Source organism: Pseudoxanthomonas sp. GW2, assembly GCF_000283075.1.
GTDB lineage: Bacteria > Pseudomonadota > Gammaproteobacteria > Xanthomonadales > Xanthomonadaceae > Pseudoxanthomonas.
The window spans coordinates 1-14,242 of record NZ_ALIP01000084.1; the positions used below are offsets into that span (position 1 = coordinate 1).

The following is a 14,242-nucleotide window of genomic DNA, read 5'->3' on the forward strand; positions in this document are numbered from 1 at the left end:
ACGGCGCGTGGTAGTACGGGTAGGCGGGATAGCCGTAGGCCGGGTAACGCCCGCCGTAGTAGTAATGCACCCCCAGCGAGACGCCCGGGGTGTAGCGGTAATAGGGGTAGCCGTAACCGTACTCGTGGTAGTGGTACTCGGTGACCGGCGCACCGCTGTAATAGTCGCCACCGTAGCCGGTGCCCACGTAGTCGTAGGTCGCGCAACCGGACAGCGCCAGGGCGCAGGCCAGTCCGCTCAGCATCCTCAGTTTCATGGGCCACCCCCTGTACGGTATGCCGGCAGCTTCGGTGCCGCGCTTTGAATCCGTGCTTAACCCTTGCCGCTCCCGCGCCCCAATGCAGCCTTGGGCAGGGGTCGGCGGCGGGGCCGTTCAGTTAACCTGTGTCGCATGATCCCCCAGTTGCCCGCCGCCGACGAGGTGTTCGCCGCCGCCGCGCGCATCGCAGGCCGGGCAGCCACCACCCCGGTGCTGCGCTCGCGCACGCTCGACGCACTGGCCGGCTGCACCCTGTTCCTGAAGGCCGAACACCTGCAGCGCAGCGGCGCGTTCAAGTTCCGCGGCGCCTGCAACGCGGTGGCGGCGCTGGATGCCGAAGCCGCCGCCCGCGGCGTGGTCACCCACTCCTCCGGCAACCACGGCGCCGCCCTGGCGCTGGCCGCGCGCGAGCGCGGCATTCCCTGCCACGTGGTCGTCCCGGAGGGCGCGGTCGGGGCCAAGCTGGCCAACATCAGCCGCCACGGCGCCGTGCTGTGGCGCTGCGCGCCCACCCAGGCCGCGCGCGAGGCCACCTGCGCGGACGTCGCCGCGCAAACCGGCGCCAGCATCGTGCATCCCTACGAGAACCGGCTGGTGATCGCCGGCCAGGGCACGGCCGCGCTGGAACTGCTGGACCAGGCCGGCGGCCTGGACGTGCTGGTGGCGCCGGTCGGCGGCGGCGGCCTGGCGGCCGGCTGCGCGCTGGCGCTGGAAGTCGCCGGGCGCGGCTGCCGCCTGCTGCTGGCCGAACCGGCCGGCGCCGCGGATGCCGCGCATGCCCTGGCGCATGGCGCGCCGCCGCAGGACTTCGTCCCGGACACCGTGTGCGACGGCCTGCGCGCGCGCATCGGCGCACCCAACCTGGCGGTGCTGCGCGCGGCCGGCGCCGAGGTCGCAGTGGTCGATGACGCGGCCACCCTGGAGGCCATGCGCCTGGCCTGGCAGGTGCTCAAGCAGACCATCGAACCGTCCTCGGCGCTGGCCCTGGCCGCGGTGCTGGCGCGTGCGCCGCAGCTGGCCGGCAAGCGCGTGGGCGTGATCCTCACCGGAGGCAACGTGGACCTGGAGGCATTGCCTTGGCGCGCCTGAGATCGCGGCGCCGGCGCGGCGGCGGATTCGGCCGCTGGATGGCACGGCTGATGCTGCTGGTCCTGGCCTGGCTGGCCGGCGTGGCCGGCTGGATCGTATGGGTCGGGCACCGCGACGATGCGCGCCCGGCCGACGCGATCATCGTGCTCGGCGCCGCCGCCTACGACGCGCGGCCTTCGCCGGTGTTCGAGGAACGCATCCGCCACGGCCTGAACCTGTACCGCGCCGGCTACGCCCCGGTGCTGCTGTTCACCGGCGGCTACGGCACCGGCGCGCGCTTCGCCGAATCCCAGGTGGCGCGGCGCTACGCCGTGCGCCAGGGCATCCCGGAAGAGGCGATCCTGATCGAGACCTCCTCGCGCACCACCCTGCAGAACCTGCTGCAGGCGCGCGAACTGATGCGGCAGCGCGACCTGCACAGCGCGATCATCGTCAGCGACCCGCTGCACATGTCCCGCGCCTTGCGCCTGTGCCGGCACCTGGGCATCGAGGCGGCCGGCTCGCCCACGCCCAGCACCCGCTTCCGCAGCTTCCAGACCCAGTGGCGCTTCCTGCTGCAGGAGGTCTACTTCTTCCACCGCGACCTGGTGGCGCGCGTGGCCTGAAGCGCGCCGTATCATGCGCGGCCTTCCCTCCACCGGAACCAAGATGAGCAACGACACCACCCCGCAGGCCCGGGCCATTGTCCTGGTCACCGCCTACTACGACGCGTTCAACCGCGGCGACCGCCAGGCCATGCTCGCGCTGCTGGCCGAGGACGTGGTCCACGACCTCAACCAGGGCCCGCGCGAGACCGGCCGCGAGGCCTTCGCCGCCTTCATGCAGCGCATGGACGCCAGCTACCGCGAGCGGCTGGAGGACATCGTGGTCCTGGCCACGGCCGACGGCACCCGCGCGGCGGCCGAGTACGTGGTCCACGGCCAGTACCTGAAGGACGACGAGGGCCTGCCGCCGGCCAAGGGCCAGGCCTACGTGCTGCCCGGCGGCGCGTTCTTCGACATCCGCGACGGCAAGATCGCGCGGGTGACGAACTACTACAACCTGCAGGACTGGATTGCCCAGGTGGGGTGAGAGCGGGAATTCGTGATTTGTGATTTGTGATTCGTAATCGCGCGTAGCCCGGATAAGCGAAGCGCATCCGGGGCTTTGCGCACGGCGGAGTGCTGGTCGCGCAGGCGTGCCGACCTTCTCCCCGGCGCCTCCCCGGTGGGGGAGGCGCGCCACGCGCCTCAGGGATTGCGGCGGCGGATGGGGATGGAGGAGACGGGGACGGCGGCGATCTCGTGGCCGCCGTGGCGGATCGGGGCGCCGGGGTCCGGGGCCCAGGCCTGGGCGTAGATCACTTCCCAGGTGCTGGGCAGGCGCCCGTCGGCGTCGCGCAGCGGTTCGTAGGCGGCTTCGGCGGCGGCGAAGCGGGCACGGCCGGTCAGGCTGCGGCGGCGGCTGGCCAGCGCATTGGTCGCACCGATCGCGCGCAGTTCGCGCATCAGCGCCGGCAGGCCGGTGTAGGTCAGGGTGAACAGGTCGCGGTCCAGCACCGGGTCGCGGAAACCGGCCTGCACCAGGGCGTCGCCAAAGCCGGCGATCGAGACGAACGGGCTCACGTGCGGCGCCTCGTCGGCCACGGAGAAGGCCTCGCGCAGTTCGACCAGGGTTTCCGGGCCGAAGCTGGAGCACAGCAGCAGGCCGCCCGGCCTGAGCACGCGGCGGAAGCCGGCGAACACCGCCGGCAGGTCCTCCACCCACTGCAGGCAGAGGTTGGAGAAGATCACGTCCACGCTGTTGTCCGCCAGCGGCAGCGCGCGCGCATCGGCGCACACGCGCGCGAACGGCTTCCACCAGCCGGCCTGGCGGCGCGCCTGGCGCAGCATCGGCAGGGCCAGGTCCACGGCGACCACCTGCGCCTTCGGCCAGCGCTTGCGCATGGCCGCGGCGGCATGGCCGGTGCCGCTGCCGAGGTCCAGCACCACCTGCGGCACCTTGTCGTCGAGGTAGACCAGCGACTCGAGCAGGCGCGTGCGCACTTCCGCCTGCAGGGCGGCGGCATCGTCGTAGCCGGCGGCGGCGCGGGAAAAGGCGCGGCGCACCTGGCGGGGGTCGAATACGGGATCCATGGCGGAGGGCGGCTCAGGGCCCGGTATTGTCGACGAAAGCCAGCAGCTGCGCTGCGACCGCATCGACATGCCCGAGGAACGGTGCGTGCCCGGCGCCGGGCAGTTCCACGAAGCGCGATCCCGGCGCGCGCCCGGCGGCGGCGGCCATGCCGCGCGGATTGACCAGGCGGTCGCGGCGCCCGGCCAGCCACAGGCTGGGCACCGCCAGCGAGGGCAGGCTGCGGCGCAGGTCGGTGGATTCCAGCAGCTGCAGGCCGGCGTGCAGTGCTTCCGGCTGCGGGCGCCCGCGCGCGTGCAGCAGGGTGCGCAGCGACTTCAGCTCGGCGCGGCCATGCTCGGAGCCGAGCGTGTCCAGGGCGATGAAGCGCTCGAGGGTGCCGTCGTAGTCCTGCTCCAGGTCGCGCGCGAACTGTTCGAACACCGCCGGTTCCACCGCGTGCGGCCAGTCCGGTGCGCGCACGAAGCGCGGCGTGGCCGCGACCATCACCAGGCCGCGCACGGTGGGCAGCGAGGCGGCGGCGCGCAGCGCGAACAGGCCGCCCAGCGACCAGCCCAGCCACAGCGCCGGCGGCACGCGCGAGGCGATCTCGCTGGCGACCGCGGCCGGCTGCAGCGGCACCTGCGAGTCGCGGCTGTGGCCATGCCCGGGCAGGTCGACCAGGTGCAGGCGGAAGCGCGGGGCAAGGCGTTCGGCCAGCGGCGCGAACACGCCGCCGTGCAGCGCCCAGCCATGGATCAGGACCAGGTCCGGTCCGCTGCCGAGGGTTTCGATGTGCATGCGTGCATTGTCGCCCATGGCGGGCGACGTACGCCGCTCAATGGTGGCGGCGCCGGGCCGAGGCGATGCGCCGGATCAGGCGGTGCCAGAGGATGATGGCGTGGCTGCGCATCACCCGCGCGCGCCACCAGCGCACCGGCCACGGCCGCCGCAGGTGGGCGCCGATCTTTGCGGCCAGCCATTCCGGGTCGAAGCCGTCCCACACCGGCGCCACGCTGCACAGGTTGGGCACCAGCACCGGGTGGACCTCGTTGCGCAGGATCTTCTGCAGCTCGTCCAGCGAGTACGGCGATTGCGCCAGCACCCCGGCGACGCGGGTCAGCACTTCGGCGTCGACGTCCGTGTCGAGGTACAACTCGGACATCGCTTCCCACACCTGCCGGCGTTCCGGCGTTGGCGCGGTGGTACTCACGCCACGGCTTCGCGTCCGTTGTCGACGCGCTCGCGCGCATCGGCGATCGCAGCCAGCAGCGCCTGCACCTGCTGCGGGGTGTGCAGGGCCGAGAGGGTCACGCGCAGGCGCGAACTGCCCTCGGGGACGGTGGGCGGCCGGATCGCGGTGACCAGGAAGCCGGCCCGCTCGATCGCCGCGGACATGGCCAGCGCGCTGGCCTCGCTACCGCACACGATCGGCTGGATCGGCGTGTTCGAGGGCATCAGTTCCAGGCCGAAGCGGCTGGCGCCCTCGCGGAACAGGCCCACCAGCTCGCGCAGGCGCTCGCGGCGCCAGTCGTCGCGGCGGGCCAGCTTCAGCGCTGCCAGCGAAGCGGCGGCCAGGGCCGGCGGCAGCGCGGTGGTGTACAGGTACGGGCGCGCGGTGCCAGCCAGGTGTTCGATCAGGTCGGCGTCGCCGGCCACCACCGCGCCGTAGCCGCCCAGGGCCTTGCCCAGGGTGACCAGCTGCAGCGGCACGTCGGCCACGCCCAGTCCGGCCTCGGCCACGCTGCCGCGGCCCTGCGGGCCGAGCACACCAGCGCCGTGGGCATCGTCCACGTACAGCAGGGCCTCGCCGGTGCGCGCCACCAGCGCCAGCGAGCGCAGCGGGGCCACGTCGCCATCCATGCTGAAGACGCCGTCGGTGGCCAGCATCGCCGCACCCTCGCCGGTGCCGCGCAGCTGGCGCATCGCGCCTTCGGCGTCCAGGTGCGGGTAGCGGCGCAGGCGCGCGCCGGCCAGGCGGGTGGCGTCGATCAGGCTGGCGTGGTTGAGGCGGTCCTGCACGCAGACGTCGCCGTCCTCCAGCAGCGCCTGCTGCACCGCCAGGTTGGCGGCGAAGCCGCTGCCGAACAGCAGCGCGCGCGGCACGCCCAGCCATTCGGCGACCTCGCGCTCCAGCTGCTGGTGCAGCGCGTGGTGGCCGCACACCAGGTGCGAGGCGGTGGCGCCCACGCCTTCGCGCGCGGCGGCGTCCTGCAGCGCGGCGCCGACCTCGAACTGCGCGGCCAGGCCCAGGTAGTCGTTGCCGCAGAAGCCGGTCAGCCACTGCCCGTCGACCTCCAGGCGCACGCCGTCGCGGCGGGTGATGGTGCGCCGCTGGCGCAGCCGGCCCTGCGCGGCGCGGAGGCGGTGGTCGGACTGGATGCGTTCGCGGATGTCGATGCGGCCCATGATTCCCTGCACTTCCCTGGGCGTAAGCCCTACCTGCGGGAGCCGCATCCCAGCTCAGGCGGATGCCGGCTCGATGATCTGCGCATGCACGGTAGCGCCTGCAACCGTGCCCGTTCCGTGATGATCATCACATACGACGAGGGGCATCGCACGTAGTCCGAGACGCGCGAACAGGGCCTGGTCGCGCCCGGTGGCCGGATTGGGGGTGGTCAGCAGCTGCTCGCCGTAGAAGATCGAGTTGGCCCCGGCCATGAAACACAGCGCCTGCAGTTCGTCGGACATGGACTCGCGCCCGGCCGACAGCCGCACCATCGAGCGCGGCATCGCGATCCGGGCCACGGCGATGGTGCGCACGAACTCGAACGGGTCCAGCTCGGCGGTTTCCGCCAGCGGCGTGCCGGGCACCCGCACCAGGCGGTTGATCGGCACCGAGTCCGGATGCGCCGGCAGGTTGGCCAGGGCCTGCAGCAGGCCGGCGCGCTGCTCGCGGCTCTCGCCCATGCCGACGATGCCGCCGCAGCAGGTCTTCAGCCCGGCCTCGCGCACGTGGGCCAGGGTGTCCAGGCGGTCCTGGTATTCGCGGGTGTGGATGATGTCGCCGTAGAACTCCGGCGCGGTGTCGAGGTTGTGGTTGTAGTAGTCCAGGCCGGCCTCGCGCAGCGCGCGCGCCTGGTCCGGCGAGAGCATCCCCAGGGTGGCGCAGGTTTCCAGGCCCAGGGCCTTCACCCCGGCGATCATCGCCGCCACCTTGGGGATGTCGCGGTCCCTGGGGCTGCGCCAGGCCGCGCCCATGCAGAAGCGCGAGGCACCGGCGGCCTTGGCCTGGCGTGCCTTCTCCAGCACCTGTTCGGTGTCCATCAGCTTCGTGGCCTGCACCCCGGTGTGGTAGCGCTGGGCCTGCGGGCAATAGGCGCAGTCCTCCGGGCAGCCGCCGGTCTTGACCGACAACAGGGTCGAGACCTGGACCTCGGCGGGGTCGAAGTGCTCGCGGTGCACGCGGGCGGCGCGGTACAGCAGTTCCGGCAGCGGCAGGTCGAACAGGGCGAGCAGTTCGTCGCGGCGCCAGTCGTGGCGGATTTCCGAGGCCATGGGAGGGAGTTTCCTGACTGCGGGGGCAAGAAGAGGCGGGCAGTCTGGAAATACCTCCGGAAGCTGTCAACCTTGACATGGACGCACTGGTTTACAAGGTCGCCGCGAACTGGCGGCAATGGCTGCGCGGACTGCCGGCCCGGATCGGCACCACCCTCCTGCCCCCGCGCTGCCTGCTGTGCGGCGAGCCCGGCGACGACGGCCGCGACATGTGCGCGGCCTGCCACTGGTGGCTGCCGCGCAACCACTGCGCTTGCCCGCGCTGCGCGATCCCGCTGGCGGTGCCCGGCACCTGCGGCCGCTGCCTGCGGCGCGAGCCGCTGCTGCACTTCGCCCACGCCGCCTTCGTCTACGCCCCGCCGGTGGATGGCCTGCTGGCGCGCTACAAGTTCCATGGCGACCTGGCCGCCGGACGCCTGCTGGCCGGCCTGCTGGCCGAGACCCTGGACGGCGTCGAGCGCCCGCAGGCGCTGGTGCCGGTGCCGCTGCACCGCAGCCGCCTGCGCCAGCGCGGCTACGACCAGGCGCTGGAACTGGCGCGGCCGCTGGCGCGGGCCACCGGGGTGCCGCTGGCGACCGGGCTGCTGCAGCGGCACCGGCGCACCGCGGCGCAGTCCGAGCTGGGCGCGATGGCGCGGCGGCGCAACCTGCGCGGCGCGTTCCGGGTGGCGGCGCGGGGGCGGCTGCCGGCGCACGTGGCCCTGGTGGACGACGTCATGACCACCGGCGCCACCCTGCAGGCCGCGGCCCTGGCGCTGCGCCGGGCCGGGGTGGAACGGGTCGACGCCTGGGTATGCGCGCGTACGCCCTGACGGGCGGTGCCGCGGCGCCGGCGCCAGCGGGTACCCTAGGCGGTCGGCCGCGCGCGGCGGCCCCGCGGACCTCCAGCATGCCCGAGCGCAAGCGCAAGACTCCCGCTACCGTGACCATCCTCGACGTGGCGCGCCACGCCGGGGTCTCGGCGATGACCGCCTCGCGCGTGATCAACGGCAACACCCGGGTCGGCGCCGAACTGCGCGAGCGGGTGCTGGCCTCGGTGCAGGCGCTGGGCTACTGCCCCAACCTGGCCGGACGCTCGCTGCGCACCCGCGGCAGCGCGCGCATCGGCGTGCTGTACAGCAATCCCTCGGCCGCCTACCTCAACGAGCTGATGCTGGGCATGCTCGAGCAGAGCAGCCTGTCCGGCACCCAGGTGCTGGTGGAGAAGTGCGCCGGCCTGCAGAGCCAGCGCGCGGCGGTGCAGCGCCTGGTCGAGGCCGGGGTGGACGGGGTGATCGTGCCGCCGCCGCTGTGCGATTCGCCGCAGACCATCGGCGAGCTGGACGCGCGCGGCATCCCGGTGGTGGCGGTGGCCACGGCCACGCCGCTGCCGCAGGTGGCCTCGGTGCGGATCGACGACTACGCCGGCGCGCGCGCCATGACCCGGCACCTGCTGGAGCTGGGGCATAGCCGGATCGGCTTCATCGAGGGCGATCCCCGGCACACCCCGGCGCAGCTGCGCAGGCAGGCCTTCCTCGACACCATGGCCGAGGCCGGGATCGAGGTGCCGGCCGAACTGCTGGCCGAGGGCATGTTCACCTACCGCTCCGGACTGGCCGCGGCGCGCCAGCTGCTGGCGCTGCGGCCGCGGCCGAGCGCGATCTTCTGCTGCAACGACGACATGGCCGCCGCGGCGATGGCCATGGCCCACGGCATGGGCCTGCGCATCCCCGGCGAGCTGAGCATCGTCGGCTTCGACGACACGCCGATGGCCACCACCCTGTGGCCGGAGCTGACCACCATCCGCCAGCCGGTGACGGCAATGGGCAAGGCGGCGGTATCGCTGGTGCTGGAACGGATCCGCGACCGCCGCGAAGGCCGCGAGCATGCGCCGCGCCACCAGGTGATGAAGTTCACCCTGGTCAAACGCCAGTCCGCGGCCGCCCTCGCGCCCTGACATCCCGGCGCTTGCGCGTTGCGGCATGCCAGGCCGCCGGCGCCGAGGTAACCTTACCTCGCCGGTGCGGGGAGGAGTCGGTCGACGCCCACTGCGCCACGCCCTTGCCCTTTCCCGGAGCACCCACGCATGACGGCAGCCCAGCCCGGGCCTGGTCCGGTACCGGACTTCCGCTCCCGCGAGTTCCTGCTCGGCCACGTGCGCGACACGATGGCCTTCTACCACCCGCGCTGCATCGACCCGGACGGCGGCTTCTTCCAGTTCTTCCGCGACGACGGCGAGGTCTACGACCGCCACACCCGGCACCTGGTCAGCAGCACCCGCTTCGTCTTCAACTACTCGATGGCCTGGCAGGCCTTCGGCGACCCTGCCTACCGCGACGCCGTGAAGCATGGCGTGGACTTCCTGCGGTCCGCGCACCGCGATCCGGCCACCGGTGGCTACGCCTGGCTGCTGCACCGCGGACGCGTAGCCGACGCGACCAACCACTGCTATGGCCTGGCCTTCGTGGTACTGGCCTACGCCAAGGCCCTGGAGGCCGGCTTCGACGAGGCGCGCGGCTGGATCGCGGAGACCTGGGACCTGATGGAGCGCCACTTCTGGGAACCGGCGCACGACCTGTACGCGGACGAGGCCGACGCGGCGTGGAACGTCTCGCCCTACCGTGGCCAGAACGCCAACATGCACGCCTGCGAAGCCTGGCTGGCGGCGTACGAGGCCACCGGCGAGGCACGCTACCTGGAACGCGCCGCCACCCTGGCGGCCAACATGACCCGGCGCCAGGCCGCGTTGGCCGGCGGCCTGGTGTGGGAGCACTACCACGCCGACTGGAGCGTGGACTGGGACTACAACCGCGGCGACCGCAGCAACATCTTCCGGCCGTGGGGCTTCCAGCCCGGGCACCAGACCGAGTGGGCCAAGCTGCTGCTGATCCTGGACCGGCACGCGCCCGCCGACTGGCGCCTGCCACGCGCCCGCGAGCTGTTCGACCGCGCGGTGGCCATGGCCTGGGATCCGGTGCACGGGGGCCTGGTCTACGGCAACGATCCGGATGGTGCGGTGTACGACGCCGACAAGTACTTCTGGGTGCAGGCCGAGTCCCTGGCTACCGCCGCCCTGTTGGCGGCGCGCACCGGGGAAGCGGGGTACTGGGACTGGTACGACCGGCTGTGGGACTACAGCTGGACCCATTTCGTCGACCACCGGCACGGGGCCTGGTACCGCATCCTCGGTCCTGACAACACCAAGCTCAGCGACGAGAAGAGCCCGGCCGGCAAGACCGACTACCACACCATGGGCGCGTGCTACGAGGTGCTGCGGGTACTGTGACCGGCCGCTGGCCCGGCTAGCCGCGCGCCAGCAGCGCCTCGACTTCCGCTTTGGCGGGCGCATGCGCGCCGGCGCGGGTGCAGGCGGCGGCGGCGGCGGCCGCGGCGAAGCGCGCATGCTCGCGCAGCGATGCGTCCGGCCGCAGCAGGCGGCTTGCGAGGAATCCGCCGATGCAGGCGTCGCCCGCCCCCACCGTATCAACCACCGCCACGGCGAATGCCGGCTGGAAGAACTGCCCGGCGGCGGAGTACACGTCCATGCCCGCACCGCCGCGGGTGTAGAGCAGCACCGCCTCCGGCGCCAGCGTGCGCACGCGCGCCAGCGCCGCCTCCGTTTCCAGATCCGGGTAGATGTGGCGCAGATCCTCGTCCGAGACCTTCAGCACCGCGGCGCGCGCGGCGAGGCGCTCGAACAGTTCCGGATAGTCCCCGCCCATCAGGTTGCGGCAGTTGGGATCGAAGCTGACCGGTACGCCCGCATCGGCGAGGCGCAGGGCCAGCGACACCAGGCGCCCGCCGAGCGGCTGCCGCACCAGGCTGATGCAGCCGAAGTGGGCGAAGCCGCAGGCCGTGTCCCAGCCTGGCGGCAACGCAGCCTCGTCGAACGCGAGATCGGCGGCGTTCTCGCCCAGGAAGAAGTAGCGGGGCGGATCGAGCTGGTGGACGACGGCCAGCAGCGGCGGCCGCGACACCACCTGCAGGAAGCGCGGATCCAGTCCGGCCTCGCGCGACAGCTCGACGATGCGCGCGCCGAACAGGTCGTCGCTGACCGCGCCGCCCCAGCCCGTCGGCACGCCGAGCGTCGCCGCCACCCGGGCCACGTTCCAGCAGGCGCCGCCGGCAATGCTGCGCCAGCCGTCCTCGCCGGTGCGGACCAGGTCGGTGAGGGCTTCGCCGAACACGGCGAGGCGGGGCATGTCGGGCACGGTCATCGGGTTTCCGTAGGGTGCTGGTCAAAAAAAGGGACCGGCGGGCGTGCAGCATGCCCGGCCGGCCGAGAGAGGGCCACCACCGTGGCGGTGGCCGCGGGAGATCCTCAGAAGCGGAAGCGCACGCCGGCGTAGTAGCGGCGCTCGAATATGTTCTGGTCGTAGTAGTGGTTGCTCCACTGCGCGTAGCGGCGCTCGCTCTCGCCGGTAAGGTTGGTGCCCTGCACGTAGACCGTGAAGCGTGGAGTGATGTCGTAGCTGAGCGAGGCATCGAGGTAGCCCACCGACTCGTTCCAGATCGCCAGCGCGTCGCCCCAGGCGGCAGTGTTGAGCTCGCTGTAGCGACGGCTGCGCCAGTTGTAGGCCAGCCGCGCCTGCAGGCGGTCCTTCTGGTACCAGAGCACCGCGTTGTACTGGTGCTTGGAGTTGTCGCCCACCGGCAGGGTGTTGCCGTCGATGTCCTGGCCGTTGGTGTCGGCGTCGGAGTAGGTGTAGTTGAGGTTCACGCCGAAGCCGGACAGCCAGCCCGGCAGGAAGTCGAAGGCCTGCTGGTAGCCGGCCTCGAAGCCCTTGATGGTGCCGCTGCCGCCATTGACCACGCGCTGCACCGGCCCGCCGTCGCGGACCACGCCGTCGGCGTCGGGCATCGGCTCGACCCGGGTCACGCTGGCCGGCGAGTTGGCCACGTCGATCAGGAACACGCCGATGTTCAGCAGCGAGGCATCGGCGAAGTACCACTCCCACGAAGTGTTGTAGTAGTCCGCCTCGAACGGCTCCAGGTCGGGGTTGCCGGCGCGGCCATTGAGGAACAGCGCCGCGTCCGGCGGCAGGTCCGGGTTGCGCGGCGGCGTGCCATTGGCGGCGTAGAACACCACCAGGCCGCGGCCGAGGTCCGGCAGGCTCTGGCGGGCGATCGCCTTGTTGTAGCCGAAGCGCAGCTTCTGCTCGTCGGACAGGTCGAAGGCCAGGTTCAGCGCCGGCAGTACGTCGGTGCGGGTCTTGTCGATCCGGTTCACGCCGCTGGCGGGATTGACGCCGTTCCAGTCGTGGCTGCCGATGTAGTCGCCGCCGTCGACCTGGTACTGGTCGATGCCGGTCTCGGTCCGCAGCACGCGCACGCCGACGTTGGCCTGCCAGGGGATGCCGTTGGCGCCGGTGGTGCCCTCGAGGTTGGCCATGACGTAGCCGGAGAGCGTCCTCTCCTCGACCCGGAACGAATCCGGTGCATGCATGTAGGCCACGTTGCCCGGGTACAGGCTGTCGAGGTAGGCGACCGGATCCTTCATCGCCTGGGGATCGACCGCGGGCAGGCCGGCGCCTATACCGGTGATCCGGATCGGATCGAAGTCGTTGAACCGGGCCCAGTACCCCGGGATCGACTCGAACGGCAGCAGCCGCGCTTCGGCGAAGCCGGTGCAGGCGTCGACGATCAGCGGGTCCTTGAAGTAGTACAGCGCGCGGTCGGCCGGATCGCAGGGCCCGGGCGAGACCGGCGACAGGTAGCGGTAGGCGGTGTAGTCGTAGTCACGCTCGCCATGGCGCAGGCCGAACTGCAGCGAGCGCACCACGCCGTCCTCGAACTCGAACACGCCGTCGCCGCGGAACGCATCCAGGGTGGCCTTGATCCGGTTGCCCTGGGCCCAGGTCGACATCAGCTGCCAGTTGGCCGGGTCGGAGACGTCGGTGAGCATCTCCAGCTGCGGATGGCGGCCGCGGAAGTCGATCGCCGCGCTTACCGACTCCAGGCCGTTGGCGTTGGCCCACACCGTGCTGCCGTCGGGCAAAGTGATCTCGCTGCCGCGGGTCACCAGCGAGTCTGCGCGGGCCTCGGTGTAGCGACGCTCCGAGTCGCCATGGACCCAGCGCAGGGTGCCGCGGAACGGCCCGCCGTTGTCGAAGCGCAGCTCCAGGTTGGTGTTGAGCGACTCCGACTCGCTGGGCGCGGCCAGCGAATGGGCCTGGAAACGGCTGTAGTCGAACACGCCGTACTCCAGCACGCCATTGGGATCGACGATGGAACCGGGCTGCAGCTGGTTGGTGGCCCATCCGGTGTGCAGCTGCGCCGCGACCGAGGTGTTGAGGTCCTCGAGCTTCGTGTACGCGGCATCGGCTACCAGGGTCAGCGCGTCGTTGACCAGGAACTGGAAGGAGCCGTTGACGCCGGTGCGCTGGCGCTCGGTGCGGCGGTTCTCCAGCTCGGTGGCCACCCAGTTGTAGAAGTAGTCCCGCGGCAACCCTTCCGGATCGAAGTCGCCGCCGATGGCTCCGTCGCCGTTGAAGTCGAAGCCCACGTCGGCCTCGCTGGCCTTCTGCGCTCCGTTGCTCCAGACGCTGGGGCGCTTGTTCTCCAGCGTGGCATCGGAATACGACACCGACAGCAGCGCGCCCCAGCGCTGGTTGCGGTAGCTGAAAAGCCCGGAGTACAGCTCGTTGACCTCCTCCACCGCGTCGCCGTATGAGGCCTCGACCTGGCCGGACGCGGTCACGCCCTCGGGCAGGTCGAACGGGCGCCGCGTGCGCAGCGAGATGGTGCCGCTGATGCCGCCCTCCAGGTCGGCGGCGGTCTGCGACTTGATCACGTCGACGCCGTCGAACAAAGTCGGCGGAATGTCGACGAAGTCGGCCTGTGCGGTGCCAAGGTTGGGCTGGCCGTACTGGTCGCCGCCGCCGGCACCGAGGAACAGCTCGCCATTGAGCGTGGTCTGCACCTGAGGCATGCCACGGATGTTGACCTGCGCACCCTCGCCTGCCGAGCGGCGGATCTGCACGCCGGTCACGCGCTGCAGCGAGTCGGTGATGGTCACGTCCGGCAGCTTGCCGATGTCCTCGGCCGAGACCGAGTCCATCACCTGCACGGCATCGCGCTTGATGTTGATCGCGCTGGCCTGGGCACCGCGCACGCCGCGCACGACGACGCCATCCAGTTCGACCGCATCCTGCGAAGGCGCGGATTCCTGCGCGGCGACTGGCGCCGCGGCGGCCAGCCAGACCATGCCGGCCGCGATCGCGGCGGCCAGCGCATTGTGACGGTGCTTCGGGGTATCCATCGTGTCCTCCGGAGGTTGGAACGCTGGGACCCTGCGGCAGGGGAACCGCAAGGTAACGATATCTC

At 71.9% G+C, this 14,242-nt stretch carries 13 protein-coding genes and 1 pseudogene; 6 read left to right on the forward strand and 8 right to left on the reverse strand.

What is annotated here, in order from left to right:
* Positions 1-256 (reverse strand): annotated as a pseudogene (locus B351_RS0105790) (hypothetical protein); the annotation flags it as partial.
* 135 nt (positions 257-391) lie between these two features.
* Between B351_RS0105790 and B351_RS0105795 the strand changes: the two are divergent.
* The 3 genes from B351_RS0105795 to B351_RS0105805 are packed head-to-tail and all read left to right on the forward strand — an operon-like array spanning position 392 to position 2,419.
* A complete protein-coding gene (locus B351_RS0105795; RefSeq protein ID WP_019398100.1) occupies positions 392-1,348 on the forward strand; it encodes a pyridoxal-phosphate dependent enzyme in 957 nt (318 codons plus the stop codon).
* Positions 1,349-1,386: 38 nt separating this feature from the next.
* Positions 1,387-1,953 (forward strand): YdcF family protein, encoded by a 567-nt coding sequence (locus B351_RS0105800; RefSeq protein ID WP_125109259.1) that lies wholly within the window; start codon positions 1,387-1,389, stop codon positions 1,951-1,953.
* 43 nt (positions 1,954-1,996) lie between these two features.
* Positions 1,997-2,419 carry a ketosteroid isomerase-related protein gene (locus B351_RS0105805; protein ID WP_019398102.1) on the forward strand — a complete coding sequence of 141 codons (423 nt, stop codon included), beginning with the start codon at positions 1,997-1,999 and terminating at the stop codon, positions 2,417-2,419.
* Between the two features lie 158 nt (positions 2,420-2,577).
* Here B351_RS0105805 and bioC read toward each other — a convergent pair whose 3' ends face one another.
* Genes bioC through bioB form a run of 5 tightly spaced genes read right to left on the reverse strand, consistent with a single transcriptional unit; the run spans position 2,578 to position 6,937 of the window.
* Entirely contained in the window at positions 2,578-3,462 is an 885-nt protein-coding gene (gene bioC / locus B351_RS0105810) for a malonyl-ACP O-methyltransferase BioC (RefSeq protein ID WP_019398103.1), read from the reverse strand.
* A gap of 13 nt (positions 3,463-3,475) precedes the next feature.
* Complete coding sequence (bioH, locus tag B351_RS0105815; protein ID WP_026010411.1) at positions 3,476-4,240, reverse strand: pimeloyl-ACP methyl ester esterase BioH; 765 nt, start codon at positions 4,238-4,240, stop codon at positions 3,476-3,478.
* A gap of 37 nt (positions 4,241-4,277) precedes the next feature.
* Entirely contained in the window at positions 4,278-4,604 is a 327-nt protein-coding gene (locus B351_RS0105820) for a hypothetical protein (protein WP_156810426.1), read from the reverse strand.
* Positions 4,605-4,648: 44 nt separating this feature from the next.
* Positions 4,649-5,848 (reverse strand): 8-amino-7-oxononanoate synthase, encoded by a 1,200-nt coding sequence (bioF, locus tag B351_RS0105825; RefSeq protein WP_019398106.1) that lies wholly within the window; start codon positions 5,846-5,848, stop codon positions 4,649-4,651.
* Between the two features lie 54 nt (positions 5,849-5,902).
* Positions 5,903-6,937, reverse strand: coding sequence for a biotin synthase BioB (bioB, locus tag B351_RS0105830; RefSeq protein ID WP_019398107.1), 1,035 nt, complete (start codon positions 6,935-6,937; stop codon positions 5,903-5,905).
* A 77-nt stretch (positions 6,938-7,014) separates the two neighbouring features.
* Between bioB and B351_RS0105835 the strand changes: the two genes are divergently transcribed.
* From B351_RS0105835 to B351_RS0105845, 3 genes are all read left to right on the forward strand, one after another.
* Positions 7,015-7,749, forward strand: coding sequence for a ComF family protein (locus tag B351_RS0105835; RefSeq protein WP_019398108.1), 735 nt, complete (start codon positions 7,015-7,017; stop codon positions 7,747-7,749).
* A gap of 77 nt (positions 7,750-7,826) precedes the next feature.
* Positions 7,827-8,873 (forward strand): LacI family DNA-binding transcriptional regulator, encoded by a 1,047-nt coding sequence (locus B351_RS0105840; protein ID WP_026010412.1) that lies wholly within the window; start codon positions 7,827-7,829, stop codon positions 8,871-8,873.
* Between the two features lie 129 nt (positions 8,874-9,002).
* Positions 9,003-10,202 carry an AGE family epimerase/isomerase gene (locus tag B351_RS0105845; protein ID WP_019398110.1) on the forward strand — a complete coding sequence of 400 codons (1,200 nt, stop codon included), beginning with the start codon at positions 9,003-9,005 and terminating at the stop codon, positions 10,200-10,202.
* Between the two features lie 16 nt (positions 10,203-10,218).
* Here B351_RS0105845 and B351_RS0105850 read toward each other — a convergent pair whose 3' ends face one another.
* Together B351_RS0105850 and B351_RS0105855 are read right to left on the reverse strand one after the other, a co-directional pair.
* Positions 10,219-11,133 carry a carbohydrate kinase gene (locus B351_RS0105850; protein ID WP_019398111.1) on the reverse strand — a complete coding sequence of 305 codons (915 nt, stop codon included), beginning with the start codon at positions 11,131-11,133 and terminating at the stop codon, positions 10,219-10,221.
* Positions 11,134-11,237: 104 nt separating this feature from the next.
* On the reverse strand, positions 11,238-14,177 hold the full coding sequence (locus B351_RS0105855; protein WP_019398112.1) for a TonB-dependent receptor: 2,940 nt from the start codon (positions 14,175-14,177) through the stop codon (positions 11,238-11,240).
* Positions 14,178-14,242 lie beyond the last annotated feature (65 nt).

What these genes read in the sequence shown, in the direction of transcription:
- B351_RS0105795 (WP_019398100.1), top strand. Translation starts at nt 392, where the DNA reads ATGATCCCCCAGTTGCCCGCCGCCGACGAGGTGTTCGCCGCCGCCGCG.
- B351_RS0105800 (WP_125109259.1), top strand. Translation starts at nt 1,387, where the DNA reads ATGGCACGGCTGATGCTGCTGGTCCTGGCCTGGCTGGCCGGCGTGGCC.
- B351_RS0105805 (WP_019398102.1), top strand. Translation starts at nt 1,997, where the DNA reads ATGAGCAACGACACCACCCCGCAGGCCCGGGCCATTGTCCTGGTCACC.
- bioC (WP_019398103.1), bottom strand. Translation starts at nt 3,462, where the DNA reads ATGGATCCCGTATTCGACCCCCGCCAGGTGCGCCGCGCCTTTTCCCGC.
- bioH (WP_026010411.1), bottom strand. Translation starts at nt 4,240, where the DNA reads ATGCACATCGAAACCCTCGGCAGCGGACCGGACCTGGTCCTGATCCAT.
- B351_RS0105820 (WP_156810426.1), bottom strand. Translation starts at nt 4,604, where the DNA reads ATGTCCGAGTTGTACCTCGACACGGACGTCGACGCCGAAGTGCTGACC.
- bioF (WP_019398106.1), bottom strand. Translation starts at nt 5,848, where the DNA reads ATGGGCCGCATCGACATCCGCGAACGCATCCAGTCCGACCACCGCCTC.
- bioB (WP_019398107.1), bottom strand. Translation starts at nt 6,937, where the DNA reads ATGGCCTCGGAAATCCGCCACGACTGGCGCCGCGACGAACTGCTCGCC.
- B351_RS0105835 (WP_019398108.1), top strand. Translation starts at nt 7,015, where the DNA reads ATGGACGCACTGGTTTACAAGGTCGCCGCGAACTGGCGGCAATGGCTG.
- B351_RS0105840 (WP_026010412.1), top strand. Translation starts at nt 7,827, where the DNA reads ATGCCCGAGCGCAAGCGCAAGACTCCCGCTACCGTGACCATCCTCGAC.
- B351_RS0105845 (WP_019398110.1), top strand. Translation starts at nt 9,003, where the DNA reads ATGACGGCAGCCCAGCCCGGGCCTGGTCCGGTACCGGACTTCCGCTCC.
- B351_RS0105850 (WP_019398111.1), bottom strand. Translation starts at nt 11,133, where the DNA reads ATGACCGTGCCCGACATGCCCCGCCTCGCCGTGTTCGGCGAAGCCCTC.
- B351_RS0105855 (WP_019398112.1), bottom strand. Translation starts at nt 14,177, where the DNA reads ATGGATACCCCGAAGCACCGTCACAATGCGCTGGCCGCCGCGATCGCG.